At 47.1% G+C, this 20059-nt stretch carries 15 protein-coding genes; all 15 read right to left on the bottom strand.

The features are described from left to right. Nucleotides 1-51: 51 nt before the first annotated feature. Nucleotides 52-1161: an undecaprenyldiphospho-muramoylpentapeptide beta-N-acetylglucosaminyltransferase gene (gene murG, locus ABTV53_RS19480; RefSeq protein ID WP_433745447.1), complete on the bottom strand. Its 1110-nt coding sequence runs from the start codon at nt 1159-1161 to the stop codon at nt 52-54. Nucleotides 1162-1168: 7 nt separating this feature from the next. Continuing rightward, nucleotides 1169-2266, bottom strand: a complete 1098-nt coding sequence (gene spoVE / locus ABTV53_RS19485; protein WP_433745450.1) for a stage V sporulation protein E — start codon at nt 2264-2266, stop codon at nt 1169-1171. A 48-nt stretch (nt 2267-2314) separates the two neighbouring features. Beyond that, entirely contained in the window at nt 2315-3736 is a 1422-nt protein-coding gene (murD, locus tag ABTV53_RS19490; RefSeq protein ID WP_433745453.1) for a UDP-N-acetylmuramoyl-L-alanine--D-glutamate ligase, read from the bottom strand. 3 nt (nt 3737-3739) lie between these two features. Beyond that, entirely contained in the window at nt 3740-4708 is a 969-nt protein-coding gene (mraY, locus tag ABTV53_RS19495) for a phospho-N-acetylmuramoyl-pentapeptide-transferase (protein WP_047843751.1), read from the bottom strand. Between the two features lie 12 nt (nt 4709-4720). Beyond that, a complete protein-coding gene (locus tag ABTV53_RS19500) occupies nt 4721-6133 on the bottom strand; it encodes a UDP-N-acetylmuramoyl-tripeptide--D-alanyl-D-alanine ligase (RefSeq protein ID WP_433754286.1) in 1413 nt (470 codons plus the stop codon). Next, the gene (locus ABTV53_RS19505) at nt 6133-7620 is read right to left on the bottom strand and encodes a UDP-N-acetylmuramoyl-L-alanyl-D-glutamate--2,6-diaminopimelate ligase (RefSeq protein WP_433745456.1); all 1488 of its coding nucleotides are present in this window, start codon (nt 7618-7620) and stop codon (nt 6133-6135) included. Before ABTV53_RS19505 ends, ABTV53_RS19500 begins: the two co-directional genes overlap by 1 nt. A gap of 140 nt (nt 7621-7760) precedes the next feature. Then, a complete protein-coding gene (locus tag ABTV53_RS19510; protein ID WP_036614879.1) occupies nt 7761-9713 on the bottom strand; it encodes a stage V sporulation protein D in 1953 nt (650 codons plus the stop codon). A 94-nt stretch (nt 9714-9807) separates the two neighbouring features. Continuing rightward, nucleotides 9808-12132 carry a penicillin-binding transpeptidase domain-containing protein gene (locus ABTV53_RS19515; protein WP_433745460.1) on the bottom strand — a complete coding sequence of 775 codons (2325 nt, stop codon included), beginning with the start codon at nt 12130-12132 and terminating at the stop codon, nt 9808-9810. A gap of 12 nt (nt 12133-12144) precedes the next feature. Beyond that, nucleotides 12145-12573: a hypothetical protein gene (locus ABTV53_RS19520; protein ID WP_036674831.1), complete on the bottom strand. Its 429-nt coding sequence runs from the start codon at nt 12571-12573 to the stop codon at nt 12145-12147. Nucleotides 12574-12600: 27 nt separating this feature from the next. Beyond that, nucleotides 12601-13551: a 16S rRNA (cytosine(1402)-N(4))-methyltransferase RsmH gene (gene rsmH / locus ABTV53_RS19525; protein WP_433745463.1), complete on the bottom strand. Its 951-nt coding sequence runs from the start codon at nt 13549-13551 to the stop codon at nt 12601-12603. Nucleotides 13552-13569: 18 nt separating this feature from the next. Continuing rightward, the gene (gene mraZ, locus ABTV53_RS19530; protein ID WP_433745465.1) at nt 13570-14007 is read right to left on the bottom strand and encodes a division/cell wall cluster transcriptional repressor MraZ; all 438 of its coding nucleotides are present in this window, start codon (nt 14005-14007) and stop codon (nt 13570-13572) included. Between the two features lie 273 nt (nt 14008-14280). Further along, the gene (locus ABTV53_RS19535; protein ID WP_433745468.1) at nt 14281-15546 is read right to left on the bottom strand and encodes an adenosylhomocysteinase; all 1266 of its coding nucleotides are present in this window, start codon (nt 15544-15546) and stop codon (nt 14281-14283) included. A 44-nt stretch (nt 15547-15590) separates the two neighbouring features. Continuing rightward, a complete protein-coding gene (gene bshC / locus ABTV53_RS19540) occupies nt 15591-17222 on the bottom strand; it encodes a bacillithiol biosynthesis cysteine-adding enzyme BshC (RefSeq protein ID WP_433745471.1) in 1632 nt (543 codons plus the stop codon). 157 nt (nt 17223-17379) lie between these two features. After that, entirely contained in the window at nt 17380-19149 is a 1770-nt protein-coding gene (locus ABTV53_RS19545; RefSeq protein WP_433745474.1) for an ABC transporter ATP-binding protein, read from the bottom strand. Nucleotides 19150-19166: 17 nt separating this feature from the next. After that, complete coding sequence (locus ABTV53_RS19550) at nt 19167-20048, bottom strand: ABC transporter permease (RefSeq protein WP_433754288.1); 882 nt, start codon at nt 20046-20048, stop codon at nt 19167-19169. Between the last annotated feature and the right edge of the window lie 11 nt (nt 20049-20059).

Consider the following 20059-nt stretch of genomic DNA (forward strand, 5'->3'; position numbering starts at 1 on the left):
GTATCTTATGTCAGCCCCGTCTTGAGTGTGACAATCGCCCACAAACGCACTTTATCGGCGTGCAGCAAGACGCTGAATTTCATGAACAAGCACTTCAGCTGCATCGGGTTTCCCCAATTTCCGGGAGGCTTCAGCCATTTGTTTGCGTCCCAATTCATCATTCATAATCTTGGCGATGGCTTCATACAAGACTTTGCCTGTAAGATCCTTCTCCAACATCGTGAGTGATGCGCCTCCACCTTCAAGTGTACGTGCATTGGCTTCCTGATGATTGTTAGTCACGTTAGGTGACGGAATCAGGATCGAAGGAATACCCAGTGATGTAATCTCCGCAAGGAAAGATGCACCTGCGCGGTTTACAATCAAGGAGGTGCAGGCCAGTACCTCAGGCATATTATGCACGTAAGGTAGGACATGCAGGTGGTTTGGCATCGTACCCAATGAGCTGCGAATGGCTTCACGCGTTTCATCAAAATAGGTGTCCCCTGTCACGTAAACCACATGTACATCGTCCAGTTGTTCCAGCATTGGAGCCATGTCCACCATGGCCTGATTGATTGCTTTTGCCCCGCGACTGCCACCAACCACAAGAACAACACGGCTGTTCATCGGTACACCTAACGTGGCAAAACCACGATCACGGCTAGCCTGAGCTACGGTTGTCGCTCGCGGATTACCAGTGTAGATCACGTTTTTTGCGCCAGAAAACGATTTTTCAGAACCCTCAAAGCTAACGGCAACCGTATCCACATAACGCATCAAAAATTTGTTCGTCAGACCAGGAATGGCGTTCTGTTCATGAATTATACTCGGAATTCCCAGTTTTGTTGCTGCATATACCACAGGTCCACACACATATCCACCTGTACCAATCACAACATCCGGTTTGAATTCCTTCAGCATTTTTTTGGATTTGCGTACACCTTGAATGAAACGCATGACCGTTTTCAGGTTATCGATGGACAATTTCCGCCGAAAGCCCGTAATATCAATGGATTTAAAAGGAATATTTTCCTGGGGAACCAGTTTGCTTTCCAGCCCTCTGGTTCCTCCAATATATAGAAATGTCGAGTCCGGGTTCTCCGCCTCACATTGTCTTGCTATGGCAACGGCCGGATAGATATGTCCACCCGTACCGCCACCGCTTAGAACGACTCGCATCGCATAGTCACCTCGCATAACGGGATAAATTCACTAAAATGCCCAGTGCTGTGAGCATGAGGGTCAATGATGATCCGCCGTAGCTGATCAGAGGCAATGTAATGCCCGTGACAGGCATCATGCCAATGACAACACCAATGTTAATAATGACCTGTACGGCGACCATGCCTACGATACCAACACCAAGCAGACTCCCGAAGGCATCCGGAACGGTCATGGCTACACGCATTCCTCTCCACACCAGCACCAGAAACAACAATAATACAATCATTCCACCTATAAAGCCGAGTTCTTCGGCCAAAATACTAAAAATAAAGTCCGTTTGCGGTTCAGGTACATAACTGTACTTCTGTCGGCTCATACCCAGCCCCAATCCAGCCAGTCCACCAGGACCAATCGCGTATAACGATTGTATGATCTGATATCCGGCACCCAACGGATCGGACCACGGGTCCAAGAACGCTGTGATACGCTGCAATCGATAGGGAGCTGCTGCAATCAAAGCTGCAAACCCCGCTACGCCGCCAAGAGCAAGCAAGCTCAGATGCTTCATTCGCGCTCCGGCTGTAAAAATAATAAGCATCGATGCGCCCATCATCACGGTGCCAGTCCCTAAATCAGGTTGCAGCATAATAATCCCAAAAGCCAAACCGATCAATCCCAGCGGTGGCAAAAGCCCCGTTGTAAAGGTTTTGATTTTGCCCGTTTCCTTGCTCAGCCAATGGGCGAGAAACAGAATCATGCCCAGCTTCATGAATTCTGAGGGCTGAATACCGAACGAACCAATACCCAGCCAACTTCGTGCACCACCACGAACCACACCGATACCAGGAATGAGCACCGCAATGAGCATAATAAAACAGGCAATCAATATAGGCTTGGCATACTTCCTCCACACCCGGTAGTCTACGTTAGCAGTGACGAACATGGCCACAAGCCCAAGCACCGCAAACAGAGCCTGTCTTTTTACAAAATAAAATGAATCGCCATAGTCATGAAAAGCAAGCACCGAGCCCGCACTATATACCATTACGATGCCGATGGCAAGCAATGCCAAAATACTAATCAGCAACCAAATATCTGGTGCCGGTCGCGTCTGTTTCATCAGGAGGCCACCCCTTGCATGGAAGTAGGGGCTTTTCCACCCCCCTACTTACAAGTTATGCGCCGCCTCTTTAAAAATGCGTCCCCGCTCTTCATAGGAAGCAAACATGTCCCAACTTGCACATGCCGGGGATAACAAAACGACATCACCGGCACTGGCAAGCTTCGCTGCTTCCTGCACAGCAACGGTTAACGTCCGGGCAGCGTCCTCCTCATTATCGACGACCTTAATTTGCTTTAATCCGGCAAGTTCCGCGACCTTGGCAATTTTTGTCCGTGTCTCTCCAATTGCAACGACAGCTTTTACCCTTTCCTGGAACAAGGGCAACAACTCCATCATGTCTGATCCACGATCCAGCCCTCCAGCAATTAATACGACCGGTTCCTTGAACGAATTCAGGGCCATAACCGTAGCTTTCGAATTGGTCGCTTTAGAGTTGTTGTAGTACGCAGATCCATTATGCTCCAGAACATATTCAAGTCGGTGTTCAACCGCCTTGAAGTCTGCAAGCGGCACAGCTAGTACCGCTGGATCAGCTCCTGCCGCTACGGCAATAGCCACAGCAGCCATTGCATTTTCCACATTAAATCGTCCAGCTATACCAATGTCCTCAATATCGATGATAATGTGGTGATTTCCCTTTTCATCCGCGTGGATAACTTGACGCTTCACATCATCCTCTTCTCCATCCACATAAGGAGGATCTGCATATACACCTGCATCCAATTTCTCGGTCATCGAGAACGGTAGCAATCTGCCTTTAATATAAGGAACCAGTTCGCGACATACCGCATCATCCCAATTCAAAATAGCTACATCATCCGGTTGCTGATTGGCGAAGAGCTTGGCTTTGGAGGCTACATAGTCTTCCATACCACCGTGATAGTCCAGATGTGTCTCTGTTACGTTAAGCAAGCACGCAATACGTGGACGGAACTCTACCGTTCCTTTGAGCTGGAAACTGCTGAGTTCGACGACCATCCAATGATCTGGAGAAGCCTGTTCTGCCGCTTCACAGAGAGGTGTTCCGATATTACCGGCAACGATCGGCTTGAGGCCGGCATGCTCCAACATTTCTCCCACCCAAGTGGTCGTTGTTGTTTTGCCGTTGGAGCCCGTAATCCCGATCATGGGCGCAGCACATAGATGATAAGCAACCTCTACTTCTGTCACCACCTCAATGCCCAATGCCAGCGCTTGCTGCACAGGTGCTGCATGGTATGGGATACCCGGGTTTTTAACGACCAGCTTCACATCACTGTGAATCAGATTATCCGGATGTCCTCCGCATACAACAGAAATTCCCAAAGCCTCCAATTCGGAAGCTTCGGGACATTGATCTCTCTCCTTTTTATCATTTACTGTAACCTTCGCTCCGGCGCGATCCAGCACTTTGGCGACCTGTACGCCGCTTTTGGCCAATCCGAGCACGACTACTTGTTGTCCGCGATATGATTCAGGATGGTTCATGATCTACAACCCCTTGTTGAGATAAAGTCCAAGAGCGGCCAAAATTGCGCCTACCGCCCAGAAGGTAATAACAACCCGCCATTCTGACCAACCACTTAATTCAAAGTGATGGTGAATGGGGCTCATTTTAAATACACGCTTGCCACGAGTCTTGAATGATACCACTTGAATAATAACAGACAGGATCTCGATGACAAAAATACCGCCAATGATGACAAATAAAAGCTCTGTTTTGGTTACAATCGCTACCGCACCAATCGCACCGCCAATCCCCAAAGAACCGGTGTCTCCCATAAACACTTTGGCAGGATGTGCATTGTATACCAGAAAACCGAGCACGGCTCCGATCATCGCTGCTGCACACACTGCTGCCGGCATCGACGTGGCTTGCATCGCCACAATGGCAAACGCCCCAAAGGCAATTGCGCTTACCCCGGACAGCAAACCATCCAGACCATCGGTAAAGTTAACCGCATTGGTAATGGCAAGCATCATGAATACGACAAACGGATAATAGAACCATCCGGTCCAGTCGAACGAGAATGACGTACCCGGAATAGAGATGGCTGTGCTGTGTCCATTCTGGATCAGCAAGAAACACATCACTGCACTGAAGAACAATTGGCCCAGCATTTTTTGTCTGGCCGTCAGTCCCAGTGAACGTTTGAACACAATTTTGATGTAATCATCCAGGAAGCCAATCAGCCCAAATCCCAGTGTAGCCACGAGCAAGACATAAAAGTCTGTATTCTTGACTGCCGAAAATTTCAAGAAGGCCAATGTGAACGCAACTAAAATGACGACTCCACCCATTGTAGGTGTCCCGCTTTTTTTCAAATGGCTCTGAGGCCCATCTTCCCTAACTTGCTGTCCGAATTTCATTCGCCGTAACAGCGGAATTAGGAGCGGTGCGGCAATCACCGCCAGTATAAATGAAACGCCGATTGTTAACAGTAATACCTGAAAATCCATGGGTTCACCCCTCTAGTCTACTCGATTCTGTAATGGTGCTATTTGTAGTGCTTCGACCACGCTCTCCAGCTTCATGCCTCTTGAGGCTTTGAACAAGACAACGTCTCTGGGATGTAGTTTCTCCAGTAGATAACGGGTCATTTCTTCTTTATCTATAAAAGCATGCACAGCCTCTGCCGGCATATGCTTTCTTGCTCCTTCAGCAATATGTGCTGATAGCGGCCCATATACGAGCACCATGTCCATTTTGGCAGATGTAATATACTCACCAATTCCAAAATGCAGATTCTGCTCCTGAGGACCGAGCTCAAGCATATCACCTAGCACAGCAACCTTCATGCGGTATCCTTTCAGACCTTCCAGTACATCGATTGCGGCCTTCATGGAGGTTGGACTTGCATTGTATGCATCATTCAGCAGGGTTAGACCACTAACGCCTTGCGTAACCTCAATACGCATACCTGTCAGTTTCAAGCGAGACAATCCCGTGGCAATCTGCTCCGTCGTCACTTTGAAATGACGGGCTACAGCCAAAGCAGCCAGACAGTTAACGACATTATGCGTTCCCAGCAGAGGTAGCGTAAATGCATGTTCTCCAGACTGTTTGGTGGTGAAAACTACGCCGTTCTGTGCATTCATAAGTCCCGTAGGATAGTCATCATTATCGGTTTGCAGACCAAATGTAAACCGCTGCAATCCATCGGGTTGTTTCGTTGCGGGCTCTTCAAGGACTTGTGCAATTAAAGGCTCGTCTCCGTTGTAGATCAGTAATCCGCCAGGCTTCAATCCCGCGGCAATCTCGGCTTTGGCTCTGGCAATCTCCAGTCTGGACCCCAGCTGAAGCAGATGAGATTCACCAATATTGGTAATGATCGCTACATCAGGTTGCGCAATAACCGACAAATCGTTAATTTCCCCGCGACCACTCATACCCATCTCCAAAATGATAATCTCCGTATCCGGGTCCATACTTAATACAGTCAGTGGTAATCCAATGTGATTATTAAAATTGCCTTGCGTCTTATGCACTTTGAACGTCGTCGAGAGAATGGCATCAACGATGTCCTTTGTTGTTGTCTTGCCGTTGCTGCCTGTAATGCCAACAACAGCCGCTTTATTCTCCGCTAGATAAGCAGATGCGAGTGCTTGCAGTGCGATAAGTGTATCGTCAACCACAATGACAGCTCCTTGCGGCGGAATCCCATGATCCTTTTGCCAGATCGCGCCTGCAGCCCCCTTCTCTAGACAGGCTTGCACAAATTCATGTCCGTCAAACCTTTCACCCACTAGCGGGATAAACAAACTGCCTTCCAGAGGTTTACGCGAATCGGTAAACACCCCTTCAACCATTACATTGCCATGAACAGCAACGTCACTTAATGTTCCTCCACACATCTCGGCCAATTGTGCCAATGTTCTTTTTATCAATTGGATTTGCCCCTTATCGCTTCTTTGGCTATGATTCGGTCATCAAAATCGGTTTTGGTTGTGCCGATAATCTGATAGGTCTCGTGACCCTTGCCCGCAATCAATACTACATCGGCTGGGCTTGCCATTTCAATAGCTTCATGAATCGCCTGGCGCCGATCCACAATCATTGTATAACGTTCAGCAGGAACGGATTCTTCAATCAGGCCCTGTTCAATGTCTTTGAGAATCAGATCCGGATCTTCTGTCCGTGGATTATCGGAAGTAACCAGTACAAAATCACTATAATTCGCAGCAATTTTCCCCATGAGAGGGCGTTTGGTACGGTCCCTGTCACCACCACAGCCAAATACGCAGATTACACGTCCTTCGGCAAATTCCTTCACCGTCCGAAGCACATTCTCCAGTCCATCCGGTGTGTGGGCATAATCGACAATAACAGCAAATGGCTGTCCTTCGTCCACGCCTTCAACACGTCCATCCACGCCCGGAACCGTCTCCAGACTGCGCTTGATCTCTTCCAGCGGAATACCTTCCACAAGCGCTGCAGAGATGGCTGCCATTGCATTGTACACATTGAATTTGCCTACCATGCGCAAACGAATATCTGTGCTGCCTGCAAATGTATCCACGTGGAAAGAAGTTCCCTGAGACGTGATTGAAATTTGAGATGCACGTACATCCGCCTTTTCACCCATGCCATATGTAATCACTTCAGCCGCAGTCACAGAGATGAAATAAGCCGCAGCCGGATCATCTGCATTGATAACAGCGAATTTACGCTGTGAAACATCTTCCGTATAGCTGTTACCCAGGCGTGCAAAGAACAATCCTTTGGCCCCGCGATATTCCTCCATGGAATGGTGGTAGTCCAGATGATCCTGCGTCAAGTTAGTGAACACCGCAGTACGGAAATTCGTTCCCTTAACTCGCCCTTGTTCCAATGCGTGAGAAGAAACTTCCATAACACAGCAGTCCGTACCTTTCTGAACCATATCATGCAGACTACGCTGCAGATCAAGTGCCTCTGGTGTTGTTCCTGACATCGGGTAGGTGCGACCGTCATACCGCATTTGAATAGTACCGATCAATCCCGTCTTGCGTCCGTAATCACTCATGATTTTTTCAATCAAATAGGTGGTCGTTGTTTTTCCGTTCGTTCCCGTTACACCAATCATATTCATCTTCTGGCTTGGCGAGTCAAAAAAGAAATCTGCCAGAACAGCCATCGCAAACCGGCTGTCCTTCACCAGCAATTGGGGTACAGGCAGATCCAGCTGCCGTTCAACCACCAATGCGACTGCACCGGCATTTACAGCTTTTTCTGCATAATCATGACCATCTACCGTATGTCCCGGAAGACAGATAAACAGATCACCCGGTTTTACCTGCCGGGAATCTGTCTGAAGGTTTTGGCATTCTGTATTTGATTCGCCCACGAGGCGGGCGGTGGTCAGCATCGATGCAAATTGTTTTAAAAGCACATGAATAACCTCACTTTTCCAATTATACTTCTGTTTTAACATATGTCTGTATTTATTAATATCGTCAATACAACCAAATAATGAAACGCACTTGGATGAATTTTGTTGCGCTAGAAGCCTCAAACTACCCCCAAGCCCCTTTATTCATCCTTTGTGTGATCATGTGCATCGTTCAGTACATTCCCCATATAAATGCGGATGGTTGATCCCTGATCTACCCTCGCCCCAGGCTTAGGTGCCTGATTAATCACGTATTTACCACTGCCAGACTTCGCCAGCATAAAATTCATGTTCAGGTCTTCGTACAGATCTTCAACTGTAGCTCCTGTCAGGTCTGGGACTGTCACGATTTTGGTTTCACCATACTTGTATTCTTTGGCGACCTGATCCTTCCGAACAGGGACATTCATATAATGCAACGCATCTTCAAGGATGTTCTGCACAATCGGGGCAGCAACCACACCTCCGAACTGAATTCCTTTGGGATTATCAACTGCGGTATAGACCACAATCTGTGGGTCATCTGCCGGTGCAAATCCGATAAAGGATACGATATGCTCAGTCGAGGAATAACGTCCGTTGATAACCTTCTGGGCTGTACCTGTTTTGCCACCGACCCGGTATCCATCAATGAACGCGGGACGTCCGGTTCCTTTTGCAACAACACTCTCGAGTGCTTCACGTACTTGTTTGGACGTATTTTCCGAGATCACCTGACGAACCAGTTCCGGCTTGGCTTCTTCCATGACTTCTCCCGTGACCGGATGGACCCACGCCTTTGTAACATAAGGCTTGTAAAGTTTACCCCCATTGATGGCCGCTGACACAGCAGCTACTTGCTGAATGGGCGTTACCGATACACCTTGACCAAAGGCAGTTGTTGCAAGCTCGACAGGCCCCACTCTGGACAGCTTGAACAGAATTCCACTGGCTTCTCCGCTGAGGTCAATTCCTGTTTTGGTACCGAAACCAAAGTCTTTAATATAGGAGAAGAGCGATTCTTTGCCCAGCCTCTGCCCCAAAGCCACAAAACCTGGGTTACATGAGTTCTCCACCACTTGTAAGAAGGTCTGACTTCCGTGACCGCCCTTTTTCCAGCAACGCAGACGGGCTCCACCCACTTCAACGTATCCGGGATCAAAAAATTGATCCTGTTGCAGATTTACCTTTTTCTCTTCAAGCGCCGCCGCCAAGGTAATAATCTTAAATGTGGAGCCGGGTTCGTAGGTCATCCAGATCGGCAAATTCCGATTGTATATCTCCGCTGGATATTGCTGATAATCGGCAGGTTCGTATCCCGGCCTGCTGGACATCCCCAAAATTTCACCCGTTTTGGGATTCATCGCTATGGCCAATGCTGAGTTCGCCTGGAACTTCACCATGGCCTGATCCAGTTCTCTCTCCATGATGGACTGAATGGATTTATCAATGGTCAGCTTGAGGTTAAGGCCGTCCTTCGGTTCCACATACTTCTCGGATGAGCCCGGCATTAGCCTTCCGGCCGCATCGGACAAGTAGGACACACTGCCATTCAAACCATTCAGCTTATCATCATATTTCTTCTCAACACCCGTTAAGCCCTGATTATCAATGCCCGTAAAACCGAGAATATGCGCAGCCAAATCATCATAAGGATAAAAACGTTTATTGTCCTCAGCAACAACGATACCCGGAAGCTTCAAATCACGGATGCGCTGAGCTTTCTCCATCGTAATTTTGCGGCCGCCGGGTTGTAGTCGTACAATGAGTTCTCGTTTCTTGATGGTCGCCAGCACTTTTTCCTCCGTCATCCCAAGCAATGGGGCCAGCGCTTTAGCTGTCGTTTCAGCTTCTTTAACCTGAGCCGGGATGGCCATAATGGTTGGTGTTGTCACATTATAGGCCAGAGAGGTTCCATTTCGATCCAGGATCTCCCCTCGCTTGGCAGAGTAAGGAATATTACGCCGCCAGGATTCTTCTGCTTTTGCTGACAATTCAGGGCCTTCCCCGAGCTGTACATAAGCAAGCCTGATCATCAAGGCCGAAAATAATAAAACTAAAATCATTAAACTCCATAGCAACCTGCGCCGCAGATTTACGCTTGATCCCTTCACGAAAAGATCCCCCCACTCGTCCCAAAATCATGACATTCGTTCCATTCATGAATATTCAGGACAACCGGGGGTTAGAACAAGCTGTCAGAGCTCCCTAAGGAAGCGAAGCACCGTTTGTTGCTGGATCGTCAGAGGATTCTGATTCATTGGCAGCGGCCTTGTTGTTATCTGTTTCGTCTGTTTTACCTTTTCCGCCCGAAGTTTCTTGCTCCTTCACTTCAGCTTCTGACGACGGATCAGAAGAGATTGGAGCCTCATCGGCTATACCTGTCACTGCAGCTTTGGCAGTTTGCAAGTCCAACTGCACGGTTCTCTGCTCACCTGCGACCTGCTCGGTTTGCTTCACGACATAACCCTCGCCCTTGACCGTAACCCCCACTTTCATGAGAGAAAGTACTTCAAGGGCATCACGGAGAGATTCACCTGTTAGATCGGGAATCTTCATTTTGCTGCTTTCTTCCGTTAGCAGATAGATTCGTTGACCTGGATTCATAGATGCGCCAGCAACCGGATACTGCCGAATTACATTATCACCTTGACCAAGAGTCACATAAGCAATACCTGCGCTTAGAAGTTGGCTTCTGGCTTGTTTGGCTGTCTTGCCACTCAAGTCAGGCGCCTTGGCTTGCACGACAGAGACTTCTTTTGACTTTTTGTCAGGAGTTTTGGCTGTATCTTTGGGTACCCCCATGTATTGAAGAGTCTGGCTGACAATCTTTTTGAATACCGGGGCGGCTGCGGTTCCTCCCCCAATGTTGGTTCCATCAGGTTGGTCAATGACAACAAGTATAGCAATCTTCGGATTATTCACGGGCGCGAATCCAATAAACGATACAACGTCTTTCGACTTGCTGTATGCTCCGTTAACAACCTTTCTTGCCGTACCTGTCTTACCAGCTACACGGTAACCTTCAATATAGGCATTACGACCGGTACCAATCGTTTGGTCTGCAACCACTTGTTCCAGATAACCACTCACCAGTTTGGAGGATTCCTTGGAAATCACCTGACGGACAACTTTAGGTTTGATCACTTCTGTTGTCCCATCATTCGGGTTCTTGATCTCCTTCACCAGATGTGGCTCCAGCAATTTACCGCCGTTGGCAATTGCAGAGATGGCTGCGACCTGTTGAATTGGTGTTACCTGCACAAGACCATGACCGTAAGCAGCAGTAGCAATCTCGGATTTGTAAACCAGTGGCTTGATCGGGGAAGCTGCCTCATTCGGCAGATCAATACCCGTCTTTTTGCCGAAACCGAATTCGTCTATGTAATGACGCAGACGTTCACCACCAAGCATGTTGTAACCCAAGTTAACAAAAGCAATGTTACTTGACCGTTTGACACCTTCCAGATAAGATATCCAACCATAGGCATGACCATTATCACTAATCGGGAAACCGCCGATATACATGCGTTTGGATTCAAAACTTGCATTGGGATCAAAGAGTTTTTCTTCGACAGCCCCTGCTAGCGTAACTATTTTGAATGTACTACCTGGCTCATAGATGGATTGCGTAGCATGATTGATAAAATTCTTTTGATCAGGTGTACTCCCATACGAATTAGGGTTAAAGGTTGGCCAGTTCGCCATCCCTAGAATTTCCATCGTGTTCGGGTCCGCAGCAATAACCGTCATGCTCAGCGGGTTATACTTGGCAACCGCTTCTTTCATTGCATCCTCAATATAAAATTGAATTGTGTCATCAACGGTAAGCTTAAGCATTTTCCCGTTTTGAGGTGGCAGATAGTTATCCTGTGAATCCGGAAGTTTAATGCCCTTGGCATCCTTCTGGTAATGCAGATAACCGTCTGTACCTGTCAGTTGTTCGTCATAGGAAACTTCAAGTCCGTTGACTGCCTTCCCATCACGACTCATATACCCCAAGAGGTGAGAAGCAAGTGTTTCTTCAGGGTAGAAGCGCTTCGACTCCTGAGTCATCACAATTGCATTACGAGCCTTGTATTCTTCTTGTAGTTCTTCACGCAACTCGTTGACTTGTGCCGCAAGCTCAGGGCTGATCTTGTATCCTTCACTGCGTACTTCGCGTTGCTGAAAAAAATCACCATCTTTTTTCTTCGCTGTGACCAGAGCACGCATCTCACTCTCATTTTTCCCAAGAAGGGCAGAGAGCTTCTCCGTAACAACATCCTGAATTCCCAGTTCATTAATTAATAAGGGATTAACGGAAACCGTATACGCAGGGGCATCGGTAGCCAAAATGTTACCATTGCGGTCCGTAATCGTCCCACGTGCAGCTTTAATCGTCTGTTCCCGCTCTACCAAACCAGCTGCCCGTTCCTGCCATACACCGCCATTCACAACTTGAATGAAAAAGATTCGGGTTACGAGTACAAGAAAAAAGAGGGTAATACATCCCCCTATAAGCAACGTGCGCATCTTTATTCTTTTTATCATCGGGACACCTCTTTACTTACTGCTTGCTGTATTCGAGGAAGACTCAGTACCAGTTGATTTCGTACTTGTTGAGCGAGGTACATAAATGACATCCTTACCGGAAGCTTCAACGTAACCAAGTTGTTTTGCATTCTCGATGACCTGGTTGTTCAATGTCTCTTTTTCCACCTGCAGGTCTGCAATCGTCTTTTCATACCCCTTGATATCCGAAATAGTGGACTGTGCCTGCTTGTTCAGATCATAGATATGAGCATAACGAGACATCAAGGCACCTCCTACAAGGATAACTGCAACCAGGGTAATCAGATACAAAATCTTCTCGCGTGCCGGAAGACCCGTACGACGGGTCACCACTTTGGTGGTTTCTTTGTATCGTTGCTGGGTCACACGTTCCTGGGACGCTTTTTCTTTTACAGCGAGATTACCACGTGTATATGCCATACTCCGATTCTCTCCTCCACTCTTAATCTACAATTTCTCGGCTACGCGCAGTTTAGCTGAACGAGCACGTGAATTTTCGGTCAATTCCGTTTCCGTTGGAATCAACGGTTTTCTGTTAACTAAACGCAGGGTCCCCTTGCCACCGCATACACACAACGGAAAATCGGGTGGACATGTACATTTTTCCAGATAACTGCTGAAAATCTGTTTACATATCCGATCCTCAAGGGAGTGGAAGGTAATAACAGATACACGTCCTCCTGGTGCCAGACAACGAACAGCCTGATGCAAGCCTTCTTCGAACGCACCCAACTCATCGTTGACAGCAATGCGTAATGCCTGGAAGCTGCGTTTGGCAGGATGTCCACCAGTACGGCGAGCTGCAGCCGGGATGCCTTCCTTGATCAGTTCCACGAGTTCACCTGTCGTCTCAATGGTGGACTTCGCTCGTTTTTCGACGATAACACGGGCAATTCTTCTCGAAAACTTCTCTTCACCATAGCGATACAAAATTCGAGCAATCTCTTCTTCTGGCCACTCATTCACAATTTCTTTGGCCGTCAGCATTGCATCCTGGTCCATTCGCATATCGAGCGGAGCATCGTGATTGTAGCTGAATCCACGTTCTCCTTCATCAAATTGCGGAGATGACACACCCAAGTCGTACAAAATACCGTCGACCTGTGGTGCACCATCCTTCATTGGTACATCCAGATCCTTGAGTACCTGTTCCAGATCTCGAAAATTGGTTTTCACCAATGTTACACGTTCTCCATAAGCAGCGAGCTTCTCACGAGCATTATCCAAAGCCCAATCATCCTGATCAAGTGCGATCAGACGTCCCCCTAGACCGAGCTTGGACGCAATCACGGAGCTATGTCCGCCACCGCCTAAAGTGCAGTCCACGTATATACCGTCCTGCTTGATGTTTAATCCCTCTGTTGCCTCTTCTTTGAGTACGGTTATGTGGTGAAACAACCTGCACCCCTCCTGACTTTATAAATCAAAATTAAAATCGACCAGCTTTTCGGCAATGTCGTTGAATGCTTCTTCGGATTGATTGAAATAACTCTCCCATATGTCTTTGCTCCAAATCTCCACCCGGTTCGACACGCCAAGAACAACACAATCTTTGTCCAGCTTGGCATACTCTCTTAAATTGCCCGGCAGATTTACCCTGCCCTGTTTGTCCAGTTCACATTCGGTTGCACCCGAGAAAAAAAACCGGGTAAACGCACGTGCATCAGATTTCATCAATGGCAGTGCTTTGAGCTTCTGTTCCATGACCCCCCACTCCTCCATGGGGTACACGAAAAGACACTGGTCCAAACCCCGTGTGACAACGAAAGACGGTCCCAGAGATTCGCGGAATTTAGCCGGAATGATTACCCGACCCTTATCATCAATGCTATGTTGGAACTCCCCCATAAACATTGGCCCACTCACTCCTCACCCGTTTCTCCCACTTTGCCCCACTTTCCACCACCTAAGCATAATAGATTCGCACAAAAAAATCAAAACCCTTCTTGCATTACTTGATTTTTTAATTTTTCAGCATAAAAAAACGTCCTTGATCCTGTCACTCAGGATCAAAGACGCTTCCCGTAAACGGGCAATCGTAGGTTTACCCGCACATGAGCCATATCATCAATAAACCATTCTATACCTATCGAATCATTTCATCAGCTTGTAATTATTGGATAGCACTTAAAACTTCCAGCTATCCAGGTATTTTTCTTGCTCAGCCGACAAAGAGTCTATGCCGATATTCAGGCTTTCAAGTTTATAGCTGGCAACCTGCTGGTCAATATCATAAGGTACATTAACAACGTTTTTACCCAAGTTTTCATAATTCTCACTCACATAACGCAGACCAAGTGCCTGCAGGGCAAACGTCGTATCCATGATTTCGGCAGGGTGACCATCTGCTGCACCCAGGTTTACAAGACGACCTTCTGCAAGAAGATACATTTTACGACCATCTTTGAAACGATATTCCTCAATGTTACGGCGAACTGTGCGAATCGATTCCGAACGTTTAGCCAGTTCAGGTTTATTCACTTCAACATCAAAGTGACCCGCATTACTCAGGATCGCTCCATCCTTCATCACATCGTAATGCTCACCCGTGATAACATCCTTATTGCCTGTAACTGCAATAAAGAAATCGCCCAATTTGGCGGCTTCCACCATCGTCATGACACGGAACCCATCCATGTGTGCTTCTACCGCTTTAATTGGATCGATCTCGGTTACAATCACATTCGCTCCAAGACCTTTGGCGCGCATCGCTACACCTTTACCACACCAGCCATAACCTGCTACCACTACGTTTTTACCAGCGACAACCAGGTTGGTTGTACGAATAATCCCGTCGAATGCAGATTGTCCCGTACCATAGCGATTGTCAAACAGATACTTGCAGTATGCGTCATTAACCGCAACCATCGGAAACTTCAATTGGCCTTCTTTCGCCAATGCTTTCAAACGAATAATCCCCGTTGTCGTTTCTTCTGCTCCACCACGAATTGTTGCTGCGAGATCAGGGCGCTCGGATGCAATAATGGTTGCAAAGTCTCCACCATCATCAATAATGAGATCAGGCTTCACCTCAAGCGCACGCAGTTGCAGTGATTTGAATTCCGCAGGCTCCGGATTGTACTTCGCATAAACTGTAACACCGTCTTCCACTAATGCTGCGCAGACATCATCTTGTGTAGACAATGGGTTGCTGTGCGTAATCGTTACTTCTGCACCACCGGCTTGAATTACTTTTGCCAAGTAAGCTGTTTTCGCCTCCAGATGAAGACAAATGGCAACCTTCAAACCTTTGAAGGGCAGATCCTGTTCGAACTGGCGACGAATGCGGTTTAATACCGGCATGTGTGCTTCTACCCAATCAATTTTCAGGTGACCCTCTGAAGCGAGTCCCATATCTTTAACAATACTGTTTTGCAATGCAGATGTAGTCATTCCATATCCTCCTCGTTTATGTGTTTCTTCTATTATAAAGGGCTCTATAGCGCAATAACCTTGTGCTCTCCAAGAAATTCGCTTGAGGCCCTAATCAGTTCATCGATCCACGCGATGCCATAACGATTCAGGAAAAAGAGTGCATTATGTACTCGTTCCTGTGGTTTGCCCATTGGGAATAAGGAGTTCTGAATGCCGTTCCAGTGCCTTAGACTCACATTATGTTTATCTTCGATAGCTTTGTGAGTCTGCTGTTTCAGATACTGCATTTGCTCGTTGATTTTACTCAAATTGGTATCGCCAATCCGTTCCAGCCCCGGATGAATCTCCGCGATCTCATCTAACAACGGTCCATACAGATCAAGAAACGCTTCCTGAACCTTGTCAAACTGTTCATCTACCTGGAACGTCTCCTGCTGTGCGAGCCACTGCTCCTTCTTTTCTTCCATATGATATTGAACATCCTGAAAAGAAAGTCCATATTGTTTCATATGTTTGTGATGAATATCTTCTATAATGGTGAAGGACAACCGCGGCAACAAAATGGGCATTTGCAGTCCGAACTGACGGAATGCTTCCCGAGTCAAACCCCAATATGCAATTTCACCTTGTCCCAAAATAACAGCGGCTACAGGTAGTACGGAATCTTGCATTAATGGTCGTGTCAATACGTTGTTACTGAAGCGCTCCGGATGTTCTCCCAGTTCCTGTAGCAAACGTTCCTCTGTGAAAGAAACCAAACCTTTGCGATCACTATATAAACCGTCCTTCAATAACAAGAGCAGACGCGTACCTTCATGAATGTAGAACAGGTTGGCTCCATCCTCAGCTACTTCGGCAGGCATAGCATAACCAGCTTGTTGTACCAGCGAAGCACCTTGTGTGTATGCGTTGCGCAACAATTCATTTTTTCTTATCAACCGCTCAAACACGGGCTGTTCCAACCTGCGTAAATCTGGATCCGATGCATCCATTAGAACAAGTCCACTACTGGCAAACAAGGCAGATATCATGCGGGCAAATGCATCACTCAGATTTGAACTGGATTGATGGATCTCCGTGATGCATTTCATCAGTTCTGGTTTATGTATCGTATCAGGTAGCAGATGTTCCACCTGTTCGAGTACATTCATCCACTGCTGCGTATCCACATGAACATTACTCACAGAATCCCTTCCTGCGAATCGTCCCTGTAACTTGACCTTCTTCATGTCTCCCTGATGATCAGGTAGATACGTGTGGTTAACCTCATCCCAGTCATGGTCTTCACCAGCAATCCAAAATACGGGGACTACCGGGCGTTGAAGTCTTTTTTCCGCTTCACGCGCAGCTGCCACTACGCTGGCGGCTTTGTATATGACGAACAGTGGTCCGGTAAGCAGACCGCTCTGCTGTCCTCCTGTAACCACTAGTGCATCCTGTTCTGCAAGACGTGTGATGGACGCATGAACCTCTCCATGGTCGTTCACCCGCTTATTATATATACGTAAATACTCTGCCAGATCACAACGATCAATACGTGTGTTTTCCGATTGGTCCAGCCACTCGGCACGCGCCTGAAGTTCTGATTCCCAGCGAATGTCATACTCGTAAAGGCCACGCGCAGCATCTCTTGAACAGATATAATCTTCTGCAAGTCTTGATCCGCTGCGGAGTGCCTCGGTAATACCGTTCATGAGGTCTGCCTCCTATTCTGCTTCATAGAGCCTTTCTTGATTGTACCGAATTCAAGGCCGCTTCGTCAAAAGAAAGTGATTAAAATACGAAAAAAACCGCCGAACATGTCGGCGGCACTTAATACATCAATAATAGCATATCGCTTTAATATTTCTATTATACGTAAGGTTCTGCCACCCAGTGACCTTTGGAAACCTCAATCAATTGAGCATTTTCCAGGTTGTACGGGTCATTTGCAGGACCACCAGATCCATTCTGAATCGGGCTCATATGCTCTTCCGGCAGCAAGATGCGACGTTTGTTCGCTTCCACTTCCGGATCAGGTACAGGGATTGCTGAAAGCAATGTTTTGGTATAAGGGTGGACAGGGTTCGCATACAATTCTTCACTTTCTGCGAGCTCAACCACTTTGCCCATGTACATTACAGCAACACGGTCACTGATATGTTTAACCATCGACAAGTCATGCGCGATAAACAGGTATGTCAAGCCGAGACGTTGCTGTAGTTCTTCAAGCAAATTAACGACCTGTGCCTGAATGGATACATCCAGTGCAGACAATGGCTCATCACAGATGATGAATTTAGGGTCTACAGCAAGTGCACGCGCAATCCCGATCCGTTGTCTTTGACCACCGGAGAATTCATGTGGATAACGAAGAGCATGACTTGGATTCAAACCTACCAGATCAAGCAGCTCCTCCACTCGTCTCTTGCGCTCTTTAGAGCTGGGAGCCAGACCATGAATATCAAGGGACTCCCCGATAATATCCATAACGTTGAAACGCGGGTTAAGAGATGCATACGGATCTTGGAAAATCATCTGCATATCTTTACGCATTTCTTTCATTTTGCGCGGGGACAACTTGTAGATATCCGTTCCGTTAAAGTTAACACTTCCACCAGTCGGCTCATAAAGACGCAGAATGGTACGACCTGTTGTGGATTTTCCACAGCCAGACTCGCCTACAACGCCAAGTGTTTCACCTTCAAAGATATCAAAGCTCACGTCATTGACCGCTTTGAGAATGTTACCTTTACCCAAATTAAAGTACTGTTTCAAGTTTTTCACTTGTACCAGAGGCTTATTGCTGCCTTTGATAATACCAGCCGGAGTTGGTTTCTCCTTTTTGGGCTCGTCCAGGCGAGGCAATGCATTCAGCAATTTAATCGTATATGGATGTTGAGGGTTACTAAAGATTTCAGCAGTTGTTCCTGTTTCAACAACTTCGCCTTCTTTCATAACAACAACACGGTCACACATACCTGCCACAACACCAAGGTCATGCGTAATGAGCATGATTGACGTTCCAAGCTTTTGCTGCATATCTTTCATAACATCCAGAATTTGAGCCTGAATTGTAACGTCAAGTGCAGTTGTCGGCTCATCCGCAATCAGAAGGGATGGACGACATGCAAGCGCGATCGCAATCATGGCACGCTGACGCATACCACCAGAGAATTGGTGAGGATAATGATTCATGCGAATAGCTGCATTTTTAATACCTACAAGTTCCAGCATCTCCAAAGCCGCTTTATTCGCCGCTTGTTTGGACATGTTCTGATGCTTGCGCAATACTTCAGTAATTTGTTTACCAATTTTAATGGTAGGATTCAATGAAGTCATTGGATCTTGGAAGATCATACCGATATCTTTACCACGAATCGCTTCCATTTGTTTGTCTGTCTTGTTCAGCAGGTCTTGCCCATGAAAAGTAATTTCTCCGCTTTTGACCTTCGAAGGCGGGGAGGGAATCAATTTCATGATGGTTTGGGCGGTAACACTCTTACCACTACCCGATTCACCTACGATCCCCAGCGTCTCTCCTTTGCCAATTTCAAAACTCACATGTTTAACGGCATCAAATTCACCAGAACGTGTTGAGAACGACACACTCAGGTCTTTGACTGTTAAAATCGGCTCCATAATCCCACCTCCTATTTCTATTTACGTAATTTCGGATCGAGTGCGTCACGCAGACCGTCTCCGAGCAAGTTAAATGCAAGCATTGTAAGAACCATCAGACCTGCTGGGAACCACATCCGCCACGGGAATAGCGTCCAGCCTGTAAGTGCATCATTGATCATAGAACCGAGTGAAGATCTTGGTGCAGATACACCTAATCCAAGGAAGCTCAGGAACGCTTCGGCAAAGATTGCATTTGGAATAGACAACGTCAATGTTACAAGAATCGGTCCTATTGCATTGGGCAGCAAATGACGGAACAATTGACGCCCTGTGCTTGCTCCCATGGACCTTGCAGCAAGAATAAAGTCTCTGTTTTTGAGTTGCATAATTTCACCACGCACAATCCATGACATGCTGATCCAGCCTGTGATGGTAAGGGCAATGATAATCGTTGTCAAACTTGGTTCCAGTACAACCAGCAACAAAATTACAACAAGCATGTACGGCAAGGAGTAGAGGATTTCGGAAAACTTGTTCATAATTCCATCTACACGTCCACCGTAGAAACCCATGATCGCTCCATAAATAACCCCGATCACAAGGTCAATCAAGGCTGCGGCCAAACCTACAGTAAGGGATACACGTGCTCCTACCCAAGTTCTTACCCACACGTCCCGACCAAGCTCGTCCGTACCGAACCAGTGCTCCGCACTCGGTGCTGCATTGGCATTCATCAAATCATTAGAATAATAATTATAACTAGTAAACAAAGAAGTTGGACCAATCAAAGAGAAAATCACGACAAGAACCAATACACCTAGACTAATCATTGCAGCCTTATTGGTTGCAAGTCTGTACATGGCATCTTTAAAAAGGGATACACTTTCTTGCGGTTTAACCGCTGCCTGACTAGTCAGGTCAGTGTTCG

The sequence above is a fragment of the Paenibacillus amylolyticus genome (genome assembly GCF_050990605.1).
GTDB lineage: Bacteria > Bacillota > Bacilli > Paenibacillales > Paenibacillaceae > Paenibacillus > Paenibacillus amylolyticus_H.

What these genes read in the sequence shown, in the direction of transcription:
- bshC (WP_433745471.1), bottom strand. Translation starts at nt 17,222, where the DNA reads ATGAACGGTATTACCGAGGCACTCCGCAGCGGATCAAGACTTGCAGAA.
- murG (WP_433745447.1), bottom strand. Translation starts at nt 1,161, where the DNA reads ATGCGAGTCGTTCTAAGCGGTGGCGGTACGGGTGGACATATCTATCCG.
- mraY (WP_047843751.1), bottom strand. Translation starts at nt 4,708, where the DNA reads ATGGATTTTCAGGTATTACTGTTAACAATCGGCGTTTCATTTATACTG.
- mraZ (WP_433745465.1), bottom strand. Translation starts at nt 14,007, where the DNA reads ATGTTTATGGGGGAGTTCCAACATAGCATTGATGATAAGGGTCGGGTA.
- ABTV53_RS19515 (WP_433745460.1), bottom strand. Translation starts at nt 12,132, where the DNA reads ATGATAAAAAGAATAAAGATGCGCACGTTGCTTATAGGGGGATGTATT.
- spoVE (WP_433745450.1), bottom strand. Translation starts at nt 2,266, where the DNA reads ATGAAACAGACGCGACCGGCACCAGATATTTGGTTGCTGATTAGTATT.
- ABTV53_RS19545 (WP_433745474.1), bottom strand. Translation starts at nt 19,149, where the DNA reads ATGGAGCCGATTTTAACAGTCAAAGACCTGAGTGTGTCGTTCTCAACA.
- murD (WP_433745453.1), bottom strand. Translation starts at nt 3,736, where the DNA reads ATGAACCATCCTGAATCATATCGCGGACAACAAGTAGTCGTGCTCGGA.
- ABTV53_RS19535 (WP_433745468.1), bottom strand. Translation starts at nt 15,546, where the DNA reads ATGACTACATCTGCATTGCAAAACAGTATTGTTAAAGATATGGGACTC.
- ABTV53_RS19520 (WP_036674831.1), bottom strand. Translation starts at nt 12,573, where the DNA reads ATGGCATATACACGTGGTAATCTCGCTGTAAAAGAAAAAGCGTCCCAG.